This window comes from Longispora sp. NPDC051575 (assembly GCF_040681875.1).
Taxonomy (GTDB): domain Bacteria; phylum Actinomycetota; class Actinomycetes; order Mycobacteriales; family Micromonosporaceae; genus Longispora.
Map to the genome: position 1 here is coordinate 20,736 of NZ_JBFAZP010000011.1, position 22,955 is coordinate 43,690.

20 protein-coding genes are annotated in these 22,955 nt (G+C 70.7%); 7 read left to right on the forward strand and 13 right to left on the reverse strand.

All coding sequences use genetic code 11. The features are described 5' to 3' along the window. Together purH and purN are read right to left on the reverse strand one after the other, a co-directional pair. The gene (gene purH / locus AB0M43_RS31000; RefSeq protein ID WP_363729345.1) at positions 1–1,545 is read right to left on the reverse strand and encodes a bifunctional phosphoribosylaminoimidazolecarboxamide formyltransferase/IMP cyclohydrolase; all 1,545 of its coding nucleotides are present in this window, start codon (positions 1,543–1,545) and stop codon (positions 1–3) included. After that, entirely contained in the window at positions 1,542–2,171 is a 630-nt protein-coding gene (gene purN, locus AB0M43_RS31005; protein ID WP_363729346.1) for a phosphoribosylglycinamide formyltransferase, read from the reverse strand. Before purN ends, purH begins: the two co-directional genes overlap by 4 nt. A 135-nt stretch (positions 2,172–2,306) precedes the next feature. Between purN and AB0M43_RS31010 the strand changes: the two genes are divergently transcribed. Both AB0M43_RS31010 and AB0M43_RS31015 read left to right on the forward strand, forming a co-directional pair. Next, complete coding sequence (locus AB0M43_RS31010) at positions 2,307–2,744, forward strand: CD225/dispanin family protein (protein ID WP_363729347.1); 438 nt, start codon at positions 2,307–2,309, stop codon at positions 2,742–2,744. A gap of 96 nt (positions 2,745–2,840) precedes the next feature. Then, complete coding sequence (locus tag AB0M43_RS31015; protein ID WP_363729348.1) at positions 2,841–3,638, forward strand: hypothetical protein; 798 nt, start codon at positions 2,841–2,843, stop codon at positions 3,636–3,638. A gap of 106 nt (positions 3,639–3,744) precedes the next feature. Here AB0M43_RS31015 and AB0M43_RS31020 read toward each other — a convergent pair whose 3' ends face one another. The 4 genes from AB0M43_RS31020 to AB0M43_RS31035 all read right to left on the reverse strand — a co-directional run bounded on the left by AB0M43_RS31020 (position 3,745) and on the right by AB0M43_RS31035 (position 8,149). Next, a complete protein-coding gene (locus tag AB0M43_RS31020; protein ID WP_363729349.1) occupies positions 3,745–5,004 on the reverse strand; it encodes a DUF6350 family protein in 1,260 nt (419 codons plus the stop codon). Between the two features lie 164 nt (positions 5,005–5,168). Further along, complete coding sequence (gene sucD, locus AB0M43_RS31025; RefSeq protein WP_363729351.1) at positions 5,169–6,056, reverse strand: succinate--CoA ligase subunit alpha; 888 nt, start codon at positions 6,054–6,056, stop codon at positions 5,169–5,171. A 3-nt stretch (positions 6,057–6,059) separates the two neighbouring features. After that, positions 6,060–7,238, reverse strand: coding sequence for an ADP-forming succinate--CoA ligase subunit beta (sucC, locus tag AB0M43_RS31030; protein WP_363729353.1), 1,179 nt, complete (start codon positions 7,236–7,238; stop codon positions 6,060–6,062). Between the two features lie 506 nt (positions 7,239–7,744). Continuing rightward, positions 7,745–8,149 (reverse strand): cobalamin B12-binding domain-containing protein, encoded by a 405-nt coding sequence (locus AB0M43_RS31035; RefSeq protein ID WP_363729354.1) that lies wholly within the window; start codon positions 8,147–8,149, stop codon positions 7,745–7,747. 245 nt (positions 8,150–8,394) lie between these two features. Here AB0M43_RS31035 and AB0M43_RS31040 point away from each other — a divergent pair, with 245 nt between their 5' ends. After that, entirely contained in the window at positions 8,395–9,189 is a 795-nt protein-coding gene (locus tag AB0M43_RS31040; protein ID WP_363729355.1) for a M23 family metallopeptidase, read from the forward strand. Between the two features lie 146 nt (positions 9,190–9,335). Here the strand turns inward: AB0M43_RS31040 and AB0M43_RS31045 are convergent, their stop codons facing one another. From AB0M43_RS31045 to AB0M43_RS31060, 4 genes are all read right to left on the reverse strand, one after another. Beyond that, complete coding sequence (locus AB0M43_RS31045; protein ID WP_363729356.1) at positions 9,336–10,037, reverse strand: DUF4386 domain-containing protein; 702 nt, start codon at positions 10,035–10,037, stop codon at positions 9,336–9,338. A gap of 641 nt (positions 10,038–10,678) precedes the next feature. Further along, positions 10,679–11,062 (reverse strand): DUF2809 domain-containing protein, encoded by a 384-nt coding sequence (locus tag AB0M43_RS31050; RefSeq protein WP_363729358.1) that lies wholly within the window; start codon positions 11,060–11,062, stop codon positions 10,679–10,681. A 63-nt stretch (positions 11,063–11,125) separates the two neighbouring features. Further along, positions 11,126–13,636, reverse strand: a complete 2,511-nt coding sequence (locus AB0M43_RS31055; RefSeq protein WP_363729360.1) for a UvrD-helicase domain-containing protein — start codon at positions 13,634–13,636, stop codon at positions 11,126–11,128. Between the two features lie 110 nt (positions 13,637–13,746). Continuing rightward, complete coding sequence (locus tag AB0M43_RS31060; protein WP_363729361.1) at positions 13,747–14,901, reverse strand: helix-turn-helix transcriptional regulator; 1,155 nt, start codon at positions 14,899–14,901, stop codon at positions 13,747–13,749. Positions 14,902–15,032: 131 nt separating this feature from the next. Here AB0M43_RS31060 and AB0M43_RS31065 point away from each other — a divergent pair, with 131 nt between their 5' ends. The 4 genes from AB0M43_RS31065 (at position 15,033) to AB0M43_RS31080 (ending at position 19,622) form a co-directional block, all read left to right on the forward strand. Further along, positions 15,033–17,030: a M4 family metallopeptidase gene (locus AB0M43_RS31065; RefSeq protein ID WP_363729363.1), complete on the forward strand. Its 1,998-nt coding sequence runs from the start codon at positions 15,033–15,035 to the stop codon at positions 17,028–17,030. 73 nt (positions 17,031–17,103) lie between these two features. Beyond that, complete coding sequence (locus tag AB0M43_RS31070; RefSeq protein WP_363729365.1) at positions 17,104–18,456, forward strand: M20/M25/M40 family metallo-hydrolase; 1,353 nt, start codon at positions 17,104–17,106, stop codon at positions 18,454–18,456. Positions 18,457–18,689: 233 nt separating this feature from the next. Continuing rightward, on the forward strand, positions 18,690–18,983 hold the full coding sequence (locus AB0M43_RS31075; RefSeq protein ID WP_363729367.1) for a chorismate mutase: 294 nt from the start codon (positions 18,690–18,692) through the stop codon (positions 18,981–18,983). A gap of 204 nt (positions 18,984–19,187) precedes the next feature. Beyond that, the gene (locus AB0M43_RS31080) at positions 19,188–19,622 is read left to right on the forward strand and encodes a hypothetical protein (RefSeq protein ID WP_363729368.1); all 435 of its coding nucleotides are present in this window, start codon (positions 19,188–19,190) and stop codon (positions 19,620–19,622) included. A 124-nt stretch (positions 19,623–19,746) separates the two neighbouring features. Here the strand turns inward: AB0M43_RS31080 and AB0M43_RS31085 are convergent, their stop codons facing one another. The 3 genes from AB0M43_RS31085 to AB0M43_RS31095 all read right to left on the reverse strand — a co-directional run bounded on the left by AB0M43_RS31085 (position 19,747) and on the right by AB0M43_RS31095 (position 22,870). After that, the gene (locus AB0M43_RS31085) at positions 19,747–20,841 is read right to left on the reverse strand and encodes a thioester domain-containing protein (RefSeq protein ID WP_363729369.1); all 1,095 of its coding nucleotides are present in this window, start codon (positions 20,839–20,841) and stop codon (positions 19,747–19,749) included. Between the two features lie 147 nt (positions 20,842–20,988). Beyond that, positions 20,989–21,630, reverse strand: a complete 642-nt coding sequence (locus tag AB0M43_RS31090; RefSeq protein WP_363729370.1) for a response regulator transcription factor — start codon at positions 21,628–21,630, stop codon at positions 20,989–20,991. A gap of 4 nt (positions 21,631–21,634) precedes the next feature. Then, entirely contained in the window at positions 21,635–22,870 is a 1,236-nt protein-coding gene (locus tag AB0M43_RS31095; protein ID WP_363729372.1) for a PspC domain-containing protein, read from the reverse strand. Positions 22,871–22,955: the final 85 nt, after the last annotated feature.

The window sequence follows — 22,955 nt, forward strand, 5'->3', positions numbered from 1 at the left end:
TTAGTGGAAGAAGTGCCGGGTCCCCGTGAGATAGAGCGTGATCCCAGCCGCCTCGGCGGCCTCGATCACCGACGGGTCGTTCCGCGAGCCGCCCGGCTGCACGACGGCGGTGATCCCCGCGTCGAGCAGGACCTGGAGGCCGTCCGGGAACGGGAAGAACGCGTCCGAGGCGGCGGCGGACCCGGCGGCCCGGTCACCGGCCCGGGCGACGGCCAGCCGCGCCGAGTCGACCCGGTTGACCTGGCCCATGCCCACCCCGACGGTCGCGCCGCCCTTGACGAGCAGGATCGCGTTGGACTTCACGGCCCGGATCGTCCGCCAGGCGAACTCCAGGTCCTTGAGGGTGGCGGCGTCGGCCGGGGCCCCGGTCGCCAGGGTCCAGTTGGCCGGGTCGTCGCCCTCGGCGTCGATCCGGTCCGCCGTCTGCAGCAGCACCCCGCCGGAGATCGGCCGGGACTCGACCGGCGCGGCCGGAGCGTCGCCGATCACCAGGATCCGGCACATCTTGCGGGCCTTGAGGATCTCCACGGCCCCGTCCTCGAACGCCGGGGCGACGATGACCTCGGTGAACACCTCCGCGACCTGCCGGGCCATCGCCTCGGTGACCGGGCGGTTCACCGCGATCACGCCACCGAACGCGCTCTGCTCGTCACACGCGTTCGCCAGGGCGTGCGCCGTGGCCACGTCGTCGGCGACCGCGATCCCGCACGGGTTCTGGTGCTTGATGATCGCCACGCACGGCAGCTCGTGGTCGTTCGCGGCCCGCCAGGCGGCGTCGGCGTCCAGGTAGTTGTTGTAGGACATCTCCTTGCCGGCGAGCTGCTCGGCGTTCGCGAGACCGCCCCGGCCGTGGCTGTAGAGCGCGGCCTGCTGGTGCGGGTTCTCGCCGTAGCGGAGCACCGCCGAGCGATCCCAGGTCCCGCCGATCCAGGCCGGGAACGCGGTGTCGGCCGGCGGGGCGACGACACTGCCCATCCAGGACGCGACGGCCACGTCGTACGACGCGGTGTGCCGGAACGCCTCGACGGCGAGCTGCTGGCGCTCGGCCAGCGTGAGGCCACCCTCGGCGACGGCCGCGACGAGCTGCGGGTAGAACGCCGGGGAGGTCACCACGGCCACGTTCGCGTGGTTCTTCGCCGAGCTGCGGACCATGGCCGGGCCGCCGATGTCGATCTGCTCGATGCACTCGTCGACGGACGCGCCCGACGCGACGGTGGCCGCGAACGGGTACAGGTTGCTGACCAGCAGGTCGAACGGCTCGATCTTGAGGTCCTCGAGCTGCTGGACGTGCGTCTCCAGCCGGCGGTCGGCGAGCAGACCGGCGTGCACCTTCGGGTGCAGGGTCTTCACCCGGCCGTCGAGGCACTCGGGGAACCCGGTCAGCTCCTCGACCCGGGTCACCGCGACCCCGGCGGCCTCGATGGTGTTGGCCGTCGAACCCGTCGACACGATCTCGACGCCCGCCGCGCCCAGCGCCCGCGCCAGCTCGGTGAGGCCGGTCTTGTCGTAGACGGAGATGAGTGCCCGTCGAATCGGCTGCCTCACGGGATGTACACCTTTCTGCCTGAGATCGTCCAGCCCTCGCGGACCAGCCTGCCTACGTACTCAACGAGCTGCGCCCGTTCGGCGACCTTGATCCGCTCGGTGAGGGTCTCCACGGTGTCGTCGAGCTCGACGGGTACGGCGACCTGGGCGATGATCTGCCCGGTGTCGACGCCGGAGTCGACGAAGAACAGGGTCGCGCCCGCCAACCGGACGCCGTACTCCAGCGCGTCGCGCGGGCCGTGGATGCCCGGGAAGGACGGCAGCAGCGCGTTGTGCGTGTTGACGTAGCGGTCGCCGAACCGGGCGAGGAACTCCTCGCCGACCAGCTTGAGGAAGCCGACGGAGACGACGAGGTCGGGCTCGTACCCGGCGACGTGCGCGGTCAGCGCCGCGTCCCAGTCCTCACGGGTCGGATGGTCCTTCACGACCTCGACGAAGGTGGGGATGCCCGCGTCGGCGGCGATCTGGAGGCCCCTGGCCCCGGGGCGGTCGGCCCCGACGGCGACGATCCGGGCGCCGTACGCCGGATCCGCGCACGCTTCGATCATGGCGGCCAGGTTGCTTCCGGTGCCGGACAGCAGGAGGACGAGACGGGCGGCCACAGCAGGACTCCTCGCAGGTGACACGTCGGTTCGCCTCAACCCTAGTCGGGTTGCCGACCGTGGCTGGACCCAGGGCCGCATCGGGATGTACCGGTTGGCGGTGTGCGGGTACGCTGCGCACGTCGCAACCCCTGTCATCAGCACGAGGAGTCCAACCCGATGGGTTACCCCAACCAGGACCCGAACCAGCCGCCGTACGGGCAGCAGCCGCAGCAGCCCCCGTACGGTCAGCAGCCGCAGTACGGTCAGCAGCCCGACCCGTACGCCGCCCAGCAGCAGCCGCAGTACGGCCAGCCGTACGGCCAGCCCGCGTACGGCCAGCCGGCCCCCACCGGCGAGATCCAGAACTACATGGTGTGGTCGATCCTGACCATCTTCCTGTTCTGGCCGCTGGCGATCCCGGCGATCATCAACGCGTCGAAGGTCAACGGGCTCCTGGCGGCCGGCGACTACAACGGCGCGCAGGAGGCCTCCCTGGCTGCCAAGAAGTGGGCCAAGATCGCGACGATCGTCGGCGGTAGCCTCTACGCCCTCTACGCGATCTGCTGCATCGGCAGCCTGATCATCAACGCCGGCAGCGCGAGCAGCGGCTACTAGGACGGACACCCGGGCCCGACCTCTGTAGAGGTCGGGCCCGTCCGTTTCTCCCCGATTTACACTCCTAAATGATTCATCGGTGCATACGATCAGCTCATGACGATGCCACCGCCGCCACCTCCGGGCGGGCCCGACTACCCGGAGACCCCCCGACCGCCGGACGATGTGCCGCAGATCGTCCCGCCGCCGACCGTGCCACCGCCCCTGGGCGCCGACCCGCCGAGCAGCCCGCCCCCGCCGCCCTACGGCAGCGCGCCGCCGACCCCGCCGCCCGGCCACGAGCCCGGCACCTACGGCACACCGCCCAGCGAGCCCGGCACCTACGGGTCGCCGCCCACGAGTTCCCCGCCGTTCGAGACCGGCCCGGGGACATACGGCACGCCGCCCGGCACCTACGGCACGCCGCAGCCGGGGACCTACGGTTCCCCGCAGCCCACCACCTACGGCTCCGGCCCGAGCGGGATGCCCCCGCCGTCCCACGAGGACGTGCCGATCCCACCGCCGCCCGGCGGGGTGCCCCAGGGCTACCAGTACCCGCCGGCCGGCAACCCCGGAGCGGGCATGCCGCCCACGATGCCGCCGTACGGCGCGGCCCCGATGGAGCAGCCCAAACCCAAGGGCAACATCTACGGCATCCTGGCGCTGAGCTTCGGCATCGCCGGCGTCGTCCTGTCCTGGTGCTGCGGGCTCGGCATCCTCGCGGGCATCCCGGCCGTCGTCATGGGCGTCCTCGGGATGCGCAAGGCCCAGTCCGGCGAGGCCAACAACCGCACGCTCTCGCTGATCGGCCTGATCCTGGGCGCGGTGGCCATCCTGATCGGGATCGGGGTGTGCGCGCTCACCGACTGGGGCTCCATCAACGACCGGATCAGCGACATGGACAACGGCTACTGAGCGGACCACGGTGACGCCCGCGTCGGCACATGCCCGACCGGGCGTCCCGCCATTTCCAGGACCGGAACCCGACCCGGCCTGGTCCACGGTCAGGACACCGAGACGGCTACCGACGTCGCAGAGTCCTCAACAACCGATACCCCACGGCCCCCACCGGCGCCCCCACCGCCACAGCCAACCCCCCGAACAACCCGAACTGCCACCAGCTCGGCCCGATCTCGGCCAACCGCTCCGCCCCCAACGACCCGCTGGCGGCCAGGGCGAGCAACGCGCAGATCACCGCCGCCGGAATCCCGGCGAGCATGGCGGCCTTCGCCAGTCGGGGGGTACGCAGCTCCGACCGCCGCGCCAGCAGCGCCCCGGCCAGCGCGGTGGCCAGCAGCGGGATCAGGATCGCGAGCCCGCCGAGCCAGGTCACCGGCCGGTCGGGCAGCCCCGAGAGGATCGGGAAGCCGGGCAGCGCGCCGAGTTCGACGCTCAGCGGGCTCACCACGGTGTCCACCCCGAACGCGAACCCGGGGCCGACCAGGTAGCTCATGGCCCAGATCGCGACCGTCGGCGTGTACACCAGGCAGAGGACGGTGAGCCCGGCCTGGCCGGCGACCCCGGTCGAGTAGGACCGGAACATGCCGCCCGCCGCGCCCCCGGTGACGGCCGTGGCCACCCCGGCGGCCGCCGCGCCCGCTCCGAACAGGAGCAGCACCCCGACGACGGCGGTGCGCAGCGCGTGCTGGGACTGGCGCGGCACCCGCCGCCACACCCCGCCGAACAGCCCGGACTCGGCGAGCGCCCCGCCGCCGGCCGTGACCGCGGCGAGCAGGCCCGTGGTGAGCGCGGCGCGCAACGGCGAGACGGTGAGGCCCTCGGTACTGGCGACGGCGGCGGCGAGGCCACCGATCATCGCGTACACCGCGGCGACGGCGCCGATCACCGGGGCGAGCAGCTTGGCCACCTCGCGCGGGTCGGTCGGCGCGTCCGTGATCGAGGCGCCGAGCCCGATGCCCCGGGCGGTGTGCGCGCCGGCCCGGACGAGGCGGTGCAGGATGAGGCCGGTGAGGGCCAGCGGGGCGAGGCTGATGGTGATGTCGCCGGCCTGGACGGGCACCCCGTGGCCGAGCAGCCAGGCGACGGCGCCGAACCGGACCGTCGCGGTCACGGACGCGGCGCTGCTGCCGTCGAGGAGCCAGCCGGCGGCGACGAGGACGATCACGGGCGCGAAGGAGATCAGCGCGGCCCAGCCGCTGGTCACGACGGCGGCGGTGAGCACGGAGACCGGCTTCTGCCGCTTCCGGGCCGGCGTCGTCGGGGCACCCGTGCGGACCAGCACCGTGTCGCGCTGCGCGGCGGTATAGGTCTCCTCGTCCATCGCTGTCCACTCTAGGCGAACATCCGTGCACCTTGACGGGCCAGGGACGACGCGGCGCACCCCTCGTACCCGGAAAAGGGCCCTGCCCCCGCGCCAGGAGTGCCGACAGGACGCGAAAAGGCCCGCCGCACCGCTCGACACGGTGGGGCGGGCCTCGTCAGTTCTTACAGAGCCTGCACAACCTCGCGCATCAGCCGCGCGGTCTCGGACGGCGTCTTGCCGACCTTCACGCCCACGGCCTCCAGCGCCAGCTTCTTCGCGTCGGCGGTCCCGGACGAGCCGGAGATGATCGCGCCCGCGTGGCCCATGGTCTTGCCCTCGGGGGCGGTGAAGCCCGCGATGTAGGCGACGACCGGCTTGGTCACGTGCTCCTTGATGTACGCGGCGGCCCGCTCCTCGGCGTCGCCACCGATCTCGCCGATCATCACGATCGCCTCGGTCGCCGGGTCCTCCTGGAAGGCGGCGAGCGCGTCGATGTGCGTGGTGCCGATGATCGGGTCGCCGCCGATGCCGACGGCCGTGGTGAAGCCGATGTCGGACAGCTCGTACATCATCTGGTAGGTCAGCGTGCCCGACTTCGACACGAGACCGATCCGGCCGGAGCCGGAGATGCTCGCCGGGATGATGCCCGCGTTGGACGCGCCCGGGGAGGCGATGCCGGGGCAGTTCGGCCCGATGATCCGGGTCTTGTTGCCCGTGGCGACGGCGTGCGCCCAGAACGCGGCGGTGTCGTGCACCGGCACGCCCTCGGTGATCACGACGGCGAGCTCGATGCCCGCGTCGATCGCCTCGAGGACGGCGCTCTTGGTGTGCGCCGGCGGGACGAAGATGACCGTGGTGTCGGCCCCGGTCTGCCCCATGGCCTCGGCCACGGACGCGAACACGGGCAGCGACACGCCGTCGACGTCGACCGTGGTGCCGGCCTTGCGCGGGTTCACGCCACCGACGATCTTGGTACCGGCGGCCAGCATCTTCCGGGTGTGCTTCATACCCTCGGAGCCGGTCATGCCCTGCACGATGACCTTGGAGTCCTCAGTCAGCCAGATAGCCATGTGTCAGACCCCCGCAGCCGCGAGCTCGGCGGCCTTGCGGGCCGCTCCGTCCATCGTGTCGACGCGCTGGACCAGCGCGTGGTTCGCCTCGTCGAGGATGCGGCGACCCTCTTCGGCGTTGTTGCCGTCCAGCCGGACGACGAGCGGCTTGCTGACGTCCTCGCCGCGCTCGGCCAGCAGCGCGAGGGCGGAGACGATGCCGTTGGCGACCGCGTCGCACGCGGTGATGCCGCCGAACACGTTGACGAACACGCTCTTCACGGCCGGGTCCGACAGCACGATCTCCAGCGAGTCGGCCATGACCTCGGCCGAGGCGCCGCCACCGATGTCGAGGAAGTTGGCCGGCTTGACGCCACCGAACTCCTCACCGGCGTACGACACGACGTCGAGCGTCGACATGACCAGGCCCGCGCCGTTGCCGATGATGCCGACCTGGCCGTCGAGCTTGACGTAGTTGAGGCCCTTGGCCTTCGCCGCCTGCTCGAGCGGGTCGACGGCGTCCTTGTCCTCGTACGCCTCGTGCCCGGCCTGCCGGAAGTCGGCGTTGCCGTCGAAGGTGACCTTCGCGTCCAGCAGGAGGACCCGGCCGTCGCTGAGCTTGGCGAGCGGGTTCACCTCCACCAGGGTCGCGTCCTCGGCCACGAACGCCGCCCACAGCTTCACGGCGATGTCGGCGATCTGGTCGGCGACCTCGGCGGGGAACTGGGCCAGCGCCACGATCTCCTTGGCCTTCGCGAGGTCCACGCCCTTGCTGGCGTCGATGGCGACCTTGGCGACCTTCTCGGGTGCCGTGTGCGCCACCTCCTCGATCTCCATGCCGCCGGCGACGCTGGCGATACAGAGGAAGGTGCGGTTGGCCCGGTCGAGCAGGTACGAGAAGTAGTACTCCTCGACGATGTCGGCCGTGGTCGTGACCATGACCTTCTCGACCGTGTGGCCCTTGATGTCCATGCCGAGGATGGCCCGGGCGTGGGTCTCGGCCTCGGCGGCGTCGTCGGCCAGCTTGATGCCGCCCGCCTTGCCTCGACCGCCCACCTTGACCTGGGCTTTCACTACGACCCGGACGCCGAGCTTCTCGGCGATCTCGCGGGCTTCTTCAGGGGTGGTGGCTACGTCGCCGCTCAAGACCGGCAACGAGTGCCGCTCGAACAGCTCGCGCCCCTGGTACTCGTACAGGTCCACGTTTGCGCGTCCCGTTCCGTCGTCCTGACGCGCCCGCCGGATTGACGGGCCTAACGCCGCAGACTAGCCGTCCACGCGCACGCGGGTGAACACGCGGGTACGCGTTGTGCGCTAATCCACAGCCGGCCGTTCCCTCCCGAAGCGGGCGGGGCGGGCCTCCCCACAAAATACTGCGAAAACTCCCCCGCGAGGGCGTTACCCCCGGCCCGGGGCCTCGTTGAACTGGTTGTCAGACCCGGGGGACGAAACACCAGGAAACGGACTCCACTGGGGACGACGAAAAACGGCCGATGCCTCGTCGGTCGAGGGGTGGCGGCGGGGCGTTGTGCACGAGGGACCAGACATGTGAGGGGTGTGTCTGGTCCCTCACCTTTTGCATGTCCAGGGTCAAAAACCTGAAGACCATTATTTGGTTACGCCGCGCGCCCCACCCGGCGCGCATCGGCACTTCTGCCGTTCCGTGAATCCGGCGCCCGACCTGTCCGGCCGGGCTGGAGCCCAGGCCCTCAGGCCGTGGTCGGGGCGAACCGCTCGCGGACCCAGTCGACGATCGACGTCGTGGTCGCGCCCGGGGTGAAGATCTTCGCGACGCCGAGCCGCTCGAGCTCCGGCAGGTCGTCGTCCGGCACGATGCCGCCGCCGAAGACGACGATGTCGTCCGCGCCGCGCTCGCGGAGCAGTTCGAGGACCTTCGCGAAGAGGGTCATGTGCGCGCCGGAGAGGACGGACAGCCCGACGACGTCGGCGTCCTCCTGGATGGCGGTCTCGACGATCTGCTCGGGGGTCTGGTGCAGGCCGGTGTAGATGACCTCCATGCCGGCGTCGCGCAGGGCGCGGGCCACCACCTTCGCACCGCGGTCGTGACCGTCGAGGCCAGGCTTGGCGACGACCACCCGAATCCGTGCACTCATCGAGACTCCCTTGTCACGCGTCCTGCGCTGACGGTACCGCAGCGGTTCGGGGGTGACCCACACCGCATCCACAGTGAGCAGGGTCACTCGAATCTCACTTTCCGTAACGAGACTCACCTGATTTTTCATCCGGACGGTCAGCAAGCCCGAGCGAAAGGTCACGAAACCATGATCACGCTTGGCAGTCATCGATGTCAGGGGACAGCCTTAGCGACGGCCAACTCGCTAGCTACGGAGGTTGTCGCGTGCGACATACCAAGGACGCTGAAGAACAGTTCGAACCTGACGAACATGCACTTCAGCAGGATGCAGCAAGATCCAGCAAGGTCATTCGGCACCGGGCCTCACTGACCGGCGCCCTGCGCAACCGCTACGTCGGAGCCTCTCTCGCGATCGTCGCCGTGACCCTCGCGGCCGTCGCCTCACTCGTTTCCGTCAACAGCGACAAGCCCGCGACCGCCTCGGCGACCGTTACGGAGAGTGACCGCAACCTCTCCGCCCGGGCGGACCGCGCACAGCGCCAGGACCCCGCGCCCGCGCCGTCCACCGCCGCCGCGACCACCCCCTCGCCGGAGGCGACCCCCTCCCCCGCGGCCCCGCCGCCGCCTCCCCCGCCGCCGCCGAAGCCCGCGTGGGTCTCGCCCGTCGCGGACTACACCTTCACCAGCGAGTTCGGTGAGCGCTGGGGCGCCCTGCACGCCGGCGTCGACCTGGCCAACGGAGAGGGCACCCAGATCCGGGCCGCAGCCGCCGGCACCGTCGAACTGGCCGCCACCTACGACTACGGCGGCTACGGCTTCGCCGTGATCATCAACCACGGCGACGGCGTCCGCACCCTCTACGGCCACAACTCCGCCGTCCAGGTGCACGCCGGCCAGCGCGTCGAGGCGGGCCAGAACATCGCCCTGATGGGCAACACGGGCAACTCGATGGGCTCGCACTGCCACTTCGAGGTCCACGTGGGCGGCGACAGCGCCAACAACGGCAACGCCGTGGACCCGCAGGCCTTCATGGCCGCGCGTGGCGTCAAGCTGAACTGAGCGCGCGCCGGTCGCTCGTGTGCCACCGGCGATCCGCACGACAGACAGCCGCTCCGTGACGATGCCGGGTCGGCCTCCGTGACCACTCCGGAGGTCGGCCCGGCATCGCGCTGTCCGGGGCCACGTGCGACGTGCTGGCCACTCGCCTAGACGGGCGCGGATTCGAGGCTCGGGCCGGGCGTCTTGACGCCCTTGATCAGCAGCCAGAGCACCATGGAGATCTCCGCGACGGCGGCCGGCGTGATGAGGAACGGACTCAGGACCGCGCCCAGGTCCGGGTCGCTGAAACGCGCGAGCAGGTCCACGAGATACCCGACGCCGCCGACGACGCACAGCACCGCCAGCGCGCGGGGCAGCATGCCCGACCGGTACACCAGGTACCCCAGCGGCAGCAGCCACATGCCGAAGAAGATCTGCGCGACGAGGAACCCGTAGCCGTGCAGGTCGAACATCAGCAGCACCAGCGCGTCGGCCCCGGGCCTACCGAGGGCGTCGGCGCGGGAGCTGTCGGTGGCGATGGTCAGCGCCGCGTACTGATAGACCATGTTGAGGCACATCATCCCGACGGCGACCGCCACGAAGACCACCATGGCGCGCGCGACGAGGCGGTGCACATGCTTCAGGAGCACGTACAGCGCCATGGCCAGGAACAGGAAGAACGTGGCCTGCACCAGGTCCGCCACGAAGCTGGCCCGGACCAGCCCGGCGTGCTCGGCGACGTTGCGCGCGGTCGTGGCGGCATCGCCCGGGACGTAGACCTCGGAGCGGCCGTAGAAGGCGAAGCCGGCGAAGACGCCGACGATCAGATAGAACAGTCCGGCGATCCTGGCGAGGCGCTGGGGACGCATGGCCTCTCCCCTCTCATGTAAAGCAAACTTGACATGCTGAAGGTAAAACAAACCCAACACCATGTCAAGAAAACTTAACCTCAGATGGGTACGGGTCCCCGCCCGCCCATCGATGGTCGCCCGCCGCGCCTCGAAGAGAGTGCCGCCCGGCCGGGCACGCCAGCGCGTGACCAGGGGGAATCCGCCACGTGGCCGCACTGGGTAGAGCAAGGGTTCGGTGCGGCCCGAGCCGGAATGCCACAGCGGCGCCGGGCGGACACGCTGCGCCGGGCGGCCGTCGCGGCGGCTCGACATGTTCCGGGACGGGCCGGTTGCTCGACGGGGCCGCCGGGCCTGTGCCAGGACACGACCCGTCGCCTGTCCGAGCGGCGGCGCTGACCGGCCAGCACCGAGCCGGGCGGAGGCTTGACCGGGTCGCGTCGGCCCGGGCCAAAGCCGGGCGGGGGCTCGGCCGGGTCACGTCGGCCCGAGCCGAGCCGGGCGGGGGTTCGACGGCTTCGCGCCGGTCAGAGCCAGCCGGGCGGAGAACCAACGGCGTCGCGCCGGTCAGAGCCAGGTTGTTGGCGCCCCGGGCCTGAGCCGGGATGTCACCCAGCGCCCAACGGCGCTCCGGTCCGGGGCGCGAGGCGTGGTCGAACCGGTCAGCGTGGGGCCGGACTCTGGGCGCGGACCCGGGCTCGGGCGCGGAGCAACCAGTGCAGCGCGAGCAGTGACAGCACGCCCACCGGATACCAGGCGACATCCACCCAGTCGAACCGCGCCCCCAGCACGAGCCGGGCCACCAGACTGCGCTCCGAGAGAGCCGCCGGCACAGGCGTCAGCTGGGACAACTCCACCAGCCAGCAGAACCCGACCGCGACGGCACCCGCCACCAGCGGCGCGATCCGGGGCCGCAGGAACACCACCCCGACGTACACGACCGCCGCGTACAACGCGGTGCCCGCGTACTGCGCGGCCGCACCACCGCCGAGGGCCCGGACGGCCAACCCGGCGGCCACGAAGCCCCCGGCAGCCCCCACCGCCACCAGCCGCACAACCAACGGCGTCGCCGGCCGACCGGCAACCGGCCCGAACATGTTCTCCGCCGGTCAGAGCTTGGAGACCGGCGCGTGGCGGAGCATCAGCCACAGGGTCTGGTCACCGAAGTCGATCTGCGCCCGGGCCTTGGCCCCGATCCCCTCGACCGCCAGCACCCGCCCCAGCCCGTACTTGTCGTGGTTCACCCGGTCGCCCGGCTCCAGGTTCGGCACCTTCGCGAGTTCGCTGGCCGACCGGAGCATGCCCGAGTCGAGGCCGAGCCGGGCCGCGATGCCCCGCGCACCGGTCGCCCCGGATCCGCCCCCGCGGCTCACGGTGACACCCGCGCCGATCCCGATGCCGGTGGTGCCCGTGCCGTACTCCCAGCGCAGCAGGTCCGGCGGCAGCTCCTCCAGGAACCGCGACGCCGGGTTGTACTGCGGCTGCCCCCACGCGCTCCGGGTCACCGCCCGCGACAGGTAGAGCCGCTGCCGGGCCCGGGTGATGCCGACGTACGCGAGCCGGCGCTCCTCCTCCAGCTCCTTGGGCTCGCCGAGCGCCCGCATGTGCGGGAACACGCCGTCCTCCAGGCCGGTGAGGAACACGACGGGGAACTCGAGCCCCTTGGCGGTGTGCAGGGTCATCAGCGTGACCACGCCCGCGTCGTCGGTGTCGGACGGGATCTGGTCGGCGTCGGCGACGAGCGCGACCTGCTCCAGGAACCCGGCGAGCGTCGCACCGGCCCCGCCGACACCCGGCGCGACGGCGGCGGCGCCCCGCGCCCCGGAACCCGCGCCCCCGGCACCCGCACCGCCCGAAGACCCAGCCAAGAACCCGCCCGAGGCCCCGTCCGGAACCCCGTCCGAGAACCCGCCCGCAGCCCCGGCCGGATCCCCACCCGAGGAGCCCGCAGCCGACCCGGGCGCCCCGGCCAGCGACCCGACCCCGTCCCCGGACCCCGCCGCCACATCCCCGTCCAGGCCCTCCAGAGCCTCGACCCGCTCCGTGTACTCCCGCGCCACGCTCACGAGCTCCTGCAGGTTCTCCACCCGCCCGGCGTCCTGGTGGTCCTCGCTGTTCTCCAGCTCCTCCAGGTACCCGGTGCGGGACAGCACCGCCTCCAGCACCTCCTCCGGGGGAGCCACCTCGGCGAGGGCCCGCAGCTCGTCCATCAGGTCGACGAAGCCGGCGATGGCGTTGGCGGACCGGGCGGCGATGCCCGGGGCCTCGGCGGCGCGGTGCAGGGCGGCGCCGAAGGAGATCCGGTCCCGGAAGGACAGTGCCTCGACGCACGCCTCGGCCCGGTCCCCGATGCCGCGCTTGGGGGTGTTCAGGATCCGCCGGACGCTGACCAGGTCGTCGGGGTTGGCGATGGCCCGCAGGTACGCGAGCGCGTCGCGGACCTCCTTGCGCTCGTAGAAGCGCACCCCGCCGACCACCTTGTACGGCAGGCCGACCCGGATGAACACCTCTTCGAACACCCGGGACTGCGCGTTGGTCCGGTAGAACAGCGCGATGTCGGCCGGGCGGACCTCCTTGGTGTCCACGAGCCGGTCGATCTCGCGGGAGACCCAGCTGGCCTCGTCGTGCTCGGTGTCTGCGACGAACCCGACGATCTGCTCGCCGTCGCCCGCGTCGCTCCACAGCCGCTTGGGCCGGCGGTCGGAGTTGCGGGAGATGACGGCGTTCGCGGCGGTGAGGATGGTCTGGGTGGAGCGGTAGTTCTGCTCCAGCAGGATCGTCTTGGCCTGCGGGTAGTCCCGCTCGAACTCGAGGATGTTGCGGATCGTGGCGCCCCGGAAGGCGTAGATGGACTGGTCGGCGTCACCGACGACGCACAGCTCCCCGGTGTCGCCGACGAGCTCGCGGATCAGGGTGTACTGCGCGATGTTCGTGTCCTGGTACTCGTCGACCAGCACGTGCCGGAACCGCCGCCGGTAGTGCCCGGCCACGTCGGGGAACGCCTGGAGCAGGTGCACCGTCGTCATGATGATGTCGTCGAAGTCCAGCGCGTGCGCCTCGCGGAGCCGGCGCTGGTACAGCGCGTACACCTCGGCGAGGGTGCGTTGGGCCGGGCCGTCGGCCCTGGTGGAGAAGTCCTCGGGGTCGACCAGCTCGTTCTTCAGGTTGCTGATCTGGGCGGCCAGGCCCCGGGCCGGGTAGCGCTTGGGGTCGAGGTCCAGCTCGCGGGCGACGAGGGTCACCAGGCGGCGGGAGTCGTCCGCGTCGTAGATCGAGAAGGTGGACTTCAGGCCGGCGAGGGCGTGCTCGGCGCGCAGGATCCGCACGCAGGCCGAGTGGAACGTCGACACCCACATCATCCGGGCCCGGCCGCCGACCAGGTGCGCGACCCGCTCCTTGAGCTCGCCGGCCGCCTTGTTCGTGAAGGTGATGGCCAGGATCTCGCCGGGCTGCACCCCCCGGTGGGCCAGCAGGTAGGCGATCCGGTGGGTGAGGACCCGGGTCTTGCCGGATCCGGCCCCGGCCACGATCAGCAGCGGCGTGCCCGCGTGCTCCACCGCCGCACGTTGCTGGTCGTTGAGTCCGTCGAGCAGGGGCGAGGTGTCAAACAGCGTGTCCATCGCGTCAAAGTCTAGGCCGCACCCCCGACAAATCCCGCCTCGCGGGTCGCCGCATCAGCCGACGGACACCCGACCACGCGACCCACAGCCGCGCGCGCCCGCCCGGAGGGTCACTCGACGGCTTCGAGCCCCTGGCGGTACACGTCGATGGCTTCCATCTCCCGGCCGCCCGCGCGGAGCAGATCCCCCAGCTCACGGGCCACGGTGCACGTCTCCAGCCCCACGGACACCCCCAGCGCGGCCCGGAGTTCGCGCTCGGCGGCCGCCAGGTCACCGGCGTCCCGGGCGATCAACCCCTTGATCCGGTACGCCACGGCGGGCTCGGCCTCCGCCGCCACCGCTACCGCGTCCTCGGCCCGCCCGACCCGCCAGAGCGCCTCCGCGAGTTCCCCGGCGACGGCGGCGCCGAGCAGTTCCCGGGCGTGGCTGAGTTCGGCGACGGCGGCGGCGTGTTCCCCGGTCCGGGCGAGCAGCCGGCCGCGCGCCCACTGGCCGACGGCGGCGGAGTGCCGTTGTTCGCGGCGGCGGCAGGCGGCCCGGGCCCGTTCGGCGGCGGCCTCGGCGTCGGCCCACCGGCCCTGGGCGCGCAGGGTGCGGGCGGTGCGCAGGTACCGCTCGACGACGGCGGCGGCCTCGGCGGTCGGCCCGACGAGGGCACCGGCCGCGTCGGCCTGTTCGACGGCGCGTTCGGTGAGGCCGAGGTCGGTGTAGGTGTGCACGAGGGCGTAGCGCAGTTCGGCCTCGGCGTCGGGGTCGGGCAGGCCGTCGGCGTGCAGCTGGGCGAGGGCGTTCTCCAGGAGGTACGCGGCCTCGGCCGGCCGGGCCGCCCGCGCCCGCGCGGTGAGCAGCGGCACCCGCACGGTGATCGGCTCGGCGGCGAGCAGCTCGTCGGCCCCGTCGAGTTCGCCCATGCCGGTGAGCGCGAGGGCCTCGATCCGGGTCAGTCCGTGCTCGGCGGCCCGGGTCCGGATCCGGCCGTACGCGCCGGGCTTGCCGGCCAGGTCGGCCTCGGCGAGGGAGATGAGCAGGTCGACAGGCAGCTCGGTGGGTCGCCCGGTGCTCAGTTCGGCGGGTGAGACGCCCAGCCGGGACGCGAAGTACGCGAGCGCGTCGGTGGACGGGGTCCGCCGCTCGGCCTCGACCGTGGAGATGTACGCGGCGGTGTACCTGTCGCCCGCGAGCTCCTTCTGCGTGAGCCCTTTTTGTGTACGAAGTCGGTATAACCGAGCGCCCAGGGACTCCCGACTGCTCACTGCACCCGCCATAACACACACCGTAACCCATCCGGTTTGCTCACGGCCAAGGTGTTACAGGCCCCTTTACTCGAGTTACGCACACTGTTATACATGCGTTCGTGACAGCAGTCACATTCCCCTCAGTGAATGGGAGGCACCGGGTGAAACGGTCTCTAGCCGCGGCGGGAGCGGTAGCGCTCTTCGCCGGCATGGCGGTCGGGGTGGCCAGCATGGCCAGCGCGACCCCACAGATTCCCACCCAGTCGCAGGCGGTGGCCCAGGCCAACTCGGTCCTGTCGGGCAACCGTGCCGCGATCCGGGGCACGGCGAACGACCAGTACAAGGTCTTCAGCTCGCGCGTCGACGCCGCGACCGGCGCCACGCACGTGCGCTACACCCGCCAGTACAACGGGCTGCGGGTCTACGGCGGCGACTTCGTCGTGCACAACGCGCCCGGCGGCGCCCTGTCCAGCGTGAGCAACGCGCTGAACGCCCCGCTGGCGATCGGCACCACCCCCGGCATCACCGCCGACGCGGCGAAGTCCTCCGCCGAGCGCACCTTCGTGGGAACTGTCGCCCGCGTCGGCACGCCCGAGCTGATGGTCGACGCCGCCGACGGCAACGGCGTTCTCGCCTTCGAAACTGTCGTCGAAGGAATGAACGGCCAGACCCCGAGCAAGCTGCACGTCATCACCGACGCCCGCACGGGTGCGGTGCGCGGCTCGTTCGACGAGATCGAGTCGATCAACGGCACCGGCAACAGCCTGTACTCGGGCACGGTCACCGTCGACACGACGCAGTCGGGCAGCACGTACACGATGATCGACCCGTCGCACGGCAACGGCAACACGTGCGACATGAACAACGGCACGTCGACGTGTACCAACTTCACCGACGCGGACAACACCTGGGGTACCGGCACCAACGCCAACCGCCAGTCCGCCGCCGTGGACGCGCACTTCGGTGCCGCGATGACGTTCGACTACTTCAAGAACACCCACGGCCGCAACGGCATCTTCGGCAACGGCGCGGGCGTGCCGAGCCGGGTGCACTACGGCAGCAACTACGTGAACGCGTTCTGGGACGGCGCCCAGATGACCTACGGCGACGGCAACAACAAGCCGCTGGTCTCCCTCGACGTGGCCGGCCACGAGATGAGCCACGGCGTCACCGAGTCCGTGGTCTCCGGCGGCCTGACCTACTCCGGCGAGTCCGGTGGCCTGAACGAGGCGACCTCCGACATCTTCGGCAACATGGTCGAGTTCTACGCGAACACCTCCTCGGACCCGGGTGACTACCAGGTCGGCGAGAAGATCGACATCAACGGCGACGGCACCCCGCTGCGCTACATGTACAACCCGACCCTGGACGGCTCGTCGCACGGCTGCTGGTCGACCAGCACCAAGAACATCGACGTGCACTACTCGTCCGGTGTCGCGAACCACTTCTACTTCAACCTCGCCGAGGGCACCGGCTCCACCGCGTACGGCACCTCGCCGGTCTGCGGTTCGGCCCCCGCCGTCGTCGGCATCGGTCGCGCCAAGGCCGAGAAGATCTGGTGGAAGGCGCTCGACGCGTACTTCACGTCGAACACCTCCTACGTGAACACGGCCAACCCGGCCAACACGTCCCGTGCGTACACCCTCAAGGCCGCCACGGACCTGTACGGCAACTGCTCGACCGAGTACCGCGCCGTCCAGGCCGCCTGGACCGCCGTGAACGTGGCCGGCAACGACGCGCCGTGTGGCGGCACCCCCACCGTCGGCCCGACGTCCTCGCCGACCGCCTCCCCGACCAGCTCGCCGACGACCTGCGCCGCCGTCACCAACGGCGCCGACGTGGCGATCCCGGACGCTGGCGCGGCCGTGACCAGCACCATCACGATCACCGGGTGCGCCCGGAACGCCTCGGCCACCACCAAGGTCGCCGTGGTCGTCCCGCACACCTACCGCGGTGACGTCCGGATCGACCTGGTCGGCCCGAACGGCGCCTCGTACCGCCTGAAGACCGAGAACATCAACGACAGCGCGGCGAACGTCAACACGACGTACACCGTCAACGTCTCGGCCCAGCAGGCCAACGGCACCTGGACCCTCAAGGTGCAGGACCTGTACTCGTACGACACCGGCAAGATCGACAGCTGGACCCTGACGGTCTAGTCACGCCCAGCATCGGGGCCGGTCACCCTCGGGTGGCCGGCCCTCCCCTCATCCTGGGAAAGGTACGGACAGCATGAACCGCAAGCTTCCCCTCGCGGTGGCCACGGCCGCCATCCTGGCCATCGGGATCGCCCTGGCGGGTCCGACGGCCAACGCCGCCCCGTCCACCGCGCTCGCGGCACTGCCGAACGGCGCCCCCGACATCGCGGTCGCCGACGTGAAGGCGCAGCTCACCAACCTGCAGACCATCGCGAACAACAACAGCGGCAACCGGTACACCGGCCGCACCGGCTACCGGGCCTCCGTCGACCACGTCAAGTCCGAGATGACCGCCCTGGGCCTCACGGTCAAGGAGCAGTCGTTCTCGACCTCGGCCGGCACCAGCTACAACGTGACCGCCGAACTGGTCGGCACCGACACGTCCAAGGTGATCATGCTCGGCGGGCACCTGGACAGCGTCTCGTCCGGCCCCGGCATCAACGACAACGGCACCGGTAGCGCCTCGCTGCTCGCGGTCGCCAAGGCGTTCAAGAACGCCCGGCCCACGCCGGGGGTCACCGTCAGGTTCGCCTGGTGGGGCGCCGAGGAGCTGGGGCTGCTCGGCTCGAAGGCGTACGTGAACTCGCTGTCGAGCGCCGAGCGGACCCGGATCAAGGCGTACCTGAACTTCGACATGACCGGTTCGCCGAACCCCGGGTACTTCGTCTACAACGACGACACCAACGGGACCGCCCTGTGCGACCTCCTCGTGCGGGGCTTCACGTCGCTCAACGTGCAGACCGAGTACATCGACGTGGACGGCCGCAGCGACCACGGCTCCTTCTACGCCGTGGGCATCCCGACCGGCGGCACGTTCTCCGGCGCCGAGGGCACCAAGACCTCCGCCCAGGCGACCAAGTGGGGCGGCACGGCCAACGCGGCCTACGACCCCTGCTACCACCGGTCCTGCGACACGATCAGCAACATCAACGACACGTCGCTCGATCGGCACGCCGACGTCATCTCCTACGCCCTGTGGGACCTGACCGGCGCGACGTCCACCCCGTCGCCGACCCCGACCGTCCAGCCGACCGGCGGCAGCTGCGCCCCGGTGACGAACGGCACGGACGTCGCGATCCCGGACAAGGGCGCGGCCGTGACCAGCAAGGTCACGATCTCCGGCTGCAACCGCAACGCGTCGGCCAGCACGAAGGTCGCCGTCGTCATCCCGCACACCTACCGGGGTGACGTCCGGATCGACCTGGTCACGCCGAACGGCACCTCGTACCGGCTGAAGACCGAGAGCAACGACAGCGCGGCCAACATCAACACGACGTACACCGTCAACGTCGCCACGCACGCCGCCAACGGCGTCTGGACCCTCAAGGTCCAGGACATGTACTCCGCCGACACGGGCAAGATCGACAGTTGGACACTGACTGTCTAGTCACACGGCACGCGGTGGCCCCGATCATTTTCGATCGGGGCCACTTCCATCTCCCGGTTCCTGTGGCATACTCGGACCCATGCAGCACTGTGCGCGATTTTTTTACTACGGCACCGGGGTCCCGGCAGCCGTAGGTCTCGCGTAACTGACCTACGAACGCCTCGGGCTCACAGCTCGGGGCGTTTTCTCGTTTCCGGGCAAAGGCCAGAACCTTTCACCCCAGGAGAAACGACATGAGCGCCGCAGCGATCGCCCCCAGCAACACCACCGGAGCCACCGGCGAGTCCGCCGACCGGATCTCCGAGCTCCGCACCAGGATCAACAGTATCGACGAACAACTCATCAACCTCTGGCGTGAACGCGCGAGCCTGTCCCAGGAGGTCGGCACCGTGCGGGTCGCTGCCGGGGGCACCAGGCTGATGCTGGCCCGCGAGCGGGAGATCCTGGAGCAGTTCAAGGCGGAACTCGGCGAGGACGGCACCCAGTTGGCGCTGCTCATCCTCCGAGCGGGCCGGGGAAGGCTCTAGTTCTACCCCACCCCTTTTCCGGGTACGGACCCCCGAACCCCTTTTCCGGGTACGGGCAACCCAGGCCCTCATCCGGGTGCGGGCGCCCACGCCCCGATCCCCGCCAGTCGGCACCCGCGCGAACGCCCGCGCCGGGTGCCGCTGTCGTCTCGGCCCGCGGGCGACGGGACGGCGCCGCTGGACGCGCCCACCTAGCCTGGACGCATGGCGCAGCGCACCTCCAGGGTGATCCACACAGTTCGACTCGTCTCTGTGATCTGGGTGCTCGGGGCCGGGGCGTCCGTGTTCTTTGACGTACCGTCCTGGAACACATCGCCTCCATCAACGGTCACCGCCCAGGTCACCTCCACCGAAGAACTCACCACCTCACGCACCCCGTACTACCTCGCCCGCTTCTCCACCTCCGCCGGCGACACCTGCGAGGCCGCGCACGTCCACGGCGACCCGAAGGCCCGCGAGCGCGAGGTCGGCGACCAGGTCCAGGTCCTCTACCGACACGCACAACGGTGTGACGTGGTCGGCCACGCCGACGAGAAGGCGGAGCAGGCGTTCGGACTCTCCCCCTCGATGCTGTTCCTCGTCGCGGGCCTGGGACTGGGCTTCGTGTCCTGGTTCCGCCCAGGGTTACTCGGCGGTTGACCCGACACCACCCCGACCAACACCTCCCGCCCTGCCCCCATGCTCGCCTGGGCCGCGCCCGCCAGGTACGCCAAAAGGGAGGCACCCGGAACGGGTACCCCCCTCTGTGGCTTGCTCTGGGTCGTTACGCCTGGAAGTTGATCCGGCGGCGGCGCATCAGCACCAGCCCGCCGCCCACTCCGAGCAGCAGCACCCCGGCGCCGGCGATGCCAGCGGCGGCGGCACCGGTGACCGGCAGGGTCGGGGTCGCGGTGAGATTCGCGACGGCCTCGGCCTTGACGTCGACCTTCTTGTCGCCCGGCAGGATGACCTTCTGGGTCAGGTCCGCGCCCTGGGAGTTCACGAAGACCCGGGCCAGCTCCAGGTTGCCGGAGCCTGCGGCTGTGGCCTTGACCTGGCCGGCGGTGTCGCCGGTCAGCCAGAACTTGCCGCCGTTCGCCGTCTTCGTGATCACCTTGCCGTCAGCGTCGAGGATCTTGCCGCCCGTGGCCGAGAGGGTGACCTCCCCGACGGTGCTGGTGACGGTGTACGGGCCGACCTTGTCGCCGACCTTGCCGTCCGCGCTGGCGGGGCTGATCGTGATGCCGAGGGCCACCGGGGCCTTCACGGCCTCACCGAGCAGGTAGTCGTAGATCTTCTTGATCTGGGCGAACTCGTCGGGGTTGAACCGGCGGTCCTCGTGCCCCACAGCCGTGCTCAGCAGCTTGAACTTGTCGCTGTAGTGCCAGATGGCCGCCTGCGTCGCCGCGTACACGATGTACTCGTCGTGCGGGATCGCCAACGACTTGGCGGGCTCGCCGGCCTTGGCCGCCTCGCGCACCGCCGCGGCACTCTTGGTCGGGTAGCTGTTGTGCAGGATCCAGTTGATCTTCAACAGGTCGGCCTGCGAGATGTTCTTCGAGATCGACGACCAGTCGGCCTCGTTGTAGATCGGGTGCTTCGAGGCGTTCAGCGCGGTGCGGATGTCGATGCAGTAGACGAGCTTCTGCTCGCCACCCTTGACCGGGATGGTGATCCCGTTGATACCCACCGGCAGGTCGGCGGGCTTGTCGTCACCGATCGAGCCGTTGAAGTACCGGTTGTCGTAGTCGCCCGCGTGGGAGACGGTGCCGATCTGGCCCTGGACAGGGTCGGCGGCGAGGGCCGGTGAGGCGAGGCCGATGGTCGCCACGCCGATGGCGACCATTGCGACGGCCGTGCGGAGTCTGGTGATGAGCACTGCGGATGGGTCCTTCCCGAGATCGGGTGACGCGACGCCGCATTATTGGCCCCGAACCGAGATCAACACATCCCCCCGCGAGCTGGAAATCCCAGCTGCGCCCCAGAACCGCCCATTTTGTCTACAGTGACACGCCGGCCAATTTACCTACACCAGACGACGATCTGCCGCCCAACGTGATAGCTCATACCGATTTGACATCTGGAGTTTCCGCAACACATTGGACACATGGGTCTCAACGGTCTTGATGGAAATGTAGAGCTCCTTGGCGATTTCCTTGTAGGCATAACCGCGCGCCAGCAGCCGCAACACCTCGCGCTCGCGGTTCGTCAGCTGGTCGAGTTCCGGGTCGGCCACCGGCGCCTCGGAGCGCGACGCGAACGCGTCCAGGACGAACCCGGCCAGCCGGGGGCTGAACACCGCGTCCCCGTCGGCGACCCGGCGGACCGCGTCGGCCAGCTCGTCCGGGGAGATCGTCTTGGTGACGTAGCCGCGGGCGCCCGCCCGGATCAGGCCGATCACGTCCTCGGCGGCGTCGGAGACCGACAGCGCCAGGAACTTCACGTCGGGGCTGGCCCGGCGCACCGCCTCCAGCACGGCCCGGCCGCCCCCGTCGGGCATGTGCACGTCCAGGAGCACCACGTCCGGCTTCTCGGCGTTGATGGCGGCCACGGCGGCGGCCACCGTACCGGCCTCGCCGATCACGTTGACCCGCTTGCCCAGCTCGGCCCGCACCCCCGCGCGGAACATCGCGTGGTCGTCCACCAGAAACACCCTCAGCGCGTCCATGCCCTCATTCTCCTTCCTTGCGGCGGGTCACGGTCAACCGCACCTCTGTGCCATCGCCCGGCGTGCTGCGGATCTCCGCCCGCCCGCCGTGCCGTTCCATCCGTCCGATGATCGAACCCTTGACGCCGTGCCGGTCCTCGCCGACGCCCGCCATGTCGAACCCGATCCCCCGGTCGCGCACGAAGACGCTGAGTTCGGTGGGCTCCGCCTCGGCGTACACGGAGATGGTTTCCACCCCGGCGTGCTTGCCCGCGTTGACCATCGCCTCACGGGCGGCCTGGACCAGGGCCCTGACCTGGTCGTCCACGGCGCAGTCCCCGACGACGACCAGGTCGACGCCCAGGGTGAAGCTGTCCTCGACCTCGGCTGCGGCGGCCTCCAGCGCGGCGGCGAACCGCTCGTCGGGCGAACCGGACGGCTTGTACAGCCAGTTGCGCAGGGTCCGCTCCTGGCCCCGGGCGAGCCGGAGCACCATCTTCGGGTCCTCCGCGTGCCGCTGGACCAGCGCCAGGGTGTGCAGCACCTGGTCGTGCACGATCGCGGCGAACTCGGCCCGCTCGGTCTCCCGGATCCGGCCCTCGCGCTCGTCGCGGAGCTGGACCCACATCCGCCACAGCAGCGGGCCGGACGCCAACGCGAGGCCGGCGAGCGCGATCAGGGCGAACAGCGCGCCGTTGACCAGGGCCAGGACGCTGCCGCCCGGGATGATGTTGGTCAGGGCGATGACACCGATGATGCCGACGATGACCAGCACGCCGCCGCCGACGAGGCGCAGCAGCAGCATCCGCCGGTCGTTGTGGGTGAGGAACCGGGCCAGCCACGGCATCGCCTGGCCGCCGCTGCTCCACTGCTGCCAGCGCTCGGGCTCGGCCTGGTGCCAGATGACGCCCGCGCCGACCAGGACGAGCGCGACCACCCAGCCGAGCAGCATCCGGACCCCGGCGGTGCCGCCCGGGTTCGCGATCAGCAGGATGCCGAGCGCGAGGGCGGTGAACGCGACCAGCTGGGCGCTGTCGCGGCCCTTCCTCTTCCGGGTACCGGCGGCGGGCCGCGAGGTGGGCAGCACGATCCAGAACAGCGCGTACAGCACGGCGCCGAGCCCCGAGAAGGTGAGCAGCACCATGAACACCGCGCGGACGGCGAGCGGGGGCACCCGGAGGTGGTCCGCGATGCCCGCGGCGACCCCGGCGAGCACCCGGCCCTCGGACCGGCGGCGCAGCTTGTTGGTGGCTGTCTCCATGCCGTTGATCGTCACACGCCCCGTCACCCGACGACCACCGGATCTTTCGCGGGCCGCAACCCTGAGGAAGTTCAGGGTCGACTCA

Coding starts and splice junctions, on each gene's coding strand:
- AB0M43_RS31010 (WP_363729347.1), top strand. CDS start 2,307: ATGGGTTACCCCAACCAGGACCCGAACCAGCCGCCGTACGGGCAGCAG.
- AB0M43_RS31090 (WP_363729370.1), bottom strand. CDS start 21,630: ATGGACGCGCTGAGGGTGTTTCTGGTGGACGACCACGCGATGTTCCGC.
- AB0M43_RS31075 (WP_363729367.1), top strand. CDS start 18,690: ATGAGCGCCGCAGCGATCGCCCCCAGCAACACCACCGGAGCCACCGGC.
- AB0M43_RS31070 (WP_363729365.1), top strand. CDS start 17,104: ATGAACCGCAAGCTTCCCCTCGCGGTGGCCACGGCCGCCATCCTGGCC.
- AB0M43_RS31015 (WP_363729348.1), top strand. CDS start 2,841: ATGACGATGCCACCGCCGCCACCTCCGGGCGGGCCCGACTACCCGGAG.
- AB0M43_RS31020 (WP_363729349.1), bottom strand. CDS start 5,004: ATGGACGAGGAGACCTATACCGCCGCGCAGCGCGACACGGTGCTGGTC.
- AB0M43_RS31060 (WP_363729361.1), bottom strand. CDS start 14,901: ATGGCGGGTGCAGTGAGCAGTCGGGAGTCCCTGGGCGCTCGGTTATAC.
- AB0M43_RS31080 (WP_363729368.1), top strand. CDS start 19,188: ATGGCGCAGCGCACCTCCAGGGTGATCCACACAGTTCGACTCGTCTCT.
- sucD (WP_363729351.1), bottom strand. CDS start 6,056: ATGGCTATCTGGCTGACTGAGGACTCCAAGGTCATCGTGCAGGGCATG.
- AB0M43_RS31055 (WP_363729360.1), bottom strand. CDS start 13,636: ATGGACACGCTGTTTGACACCTCGCCCCTGCTCGACGGACTCAACGAC.
- AB0M43_RS31045 (WP_363729356.1), bottom strand. CDS start 10,037: ATGCGTCCCCAGCGCCTCGCCAGGATCGCCGGACTGTTCTATCTGATC.
- AB0M43_RS31035 (WP_363729354.1), bottom strand. CDS start 8,149: ATGAGTGCACGGATTCGGGTGGTCGTCGCCAAGCCTGGCCTCGACGGT.
- AB0M43_RS31095 (WP_363729372.1), bottom strand. CDS start 22,870: ATGGAGACAGCCACCAACAAGCTGCGCCGCCGGTCCGAGGGCCGGGTG.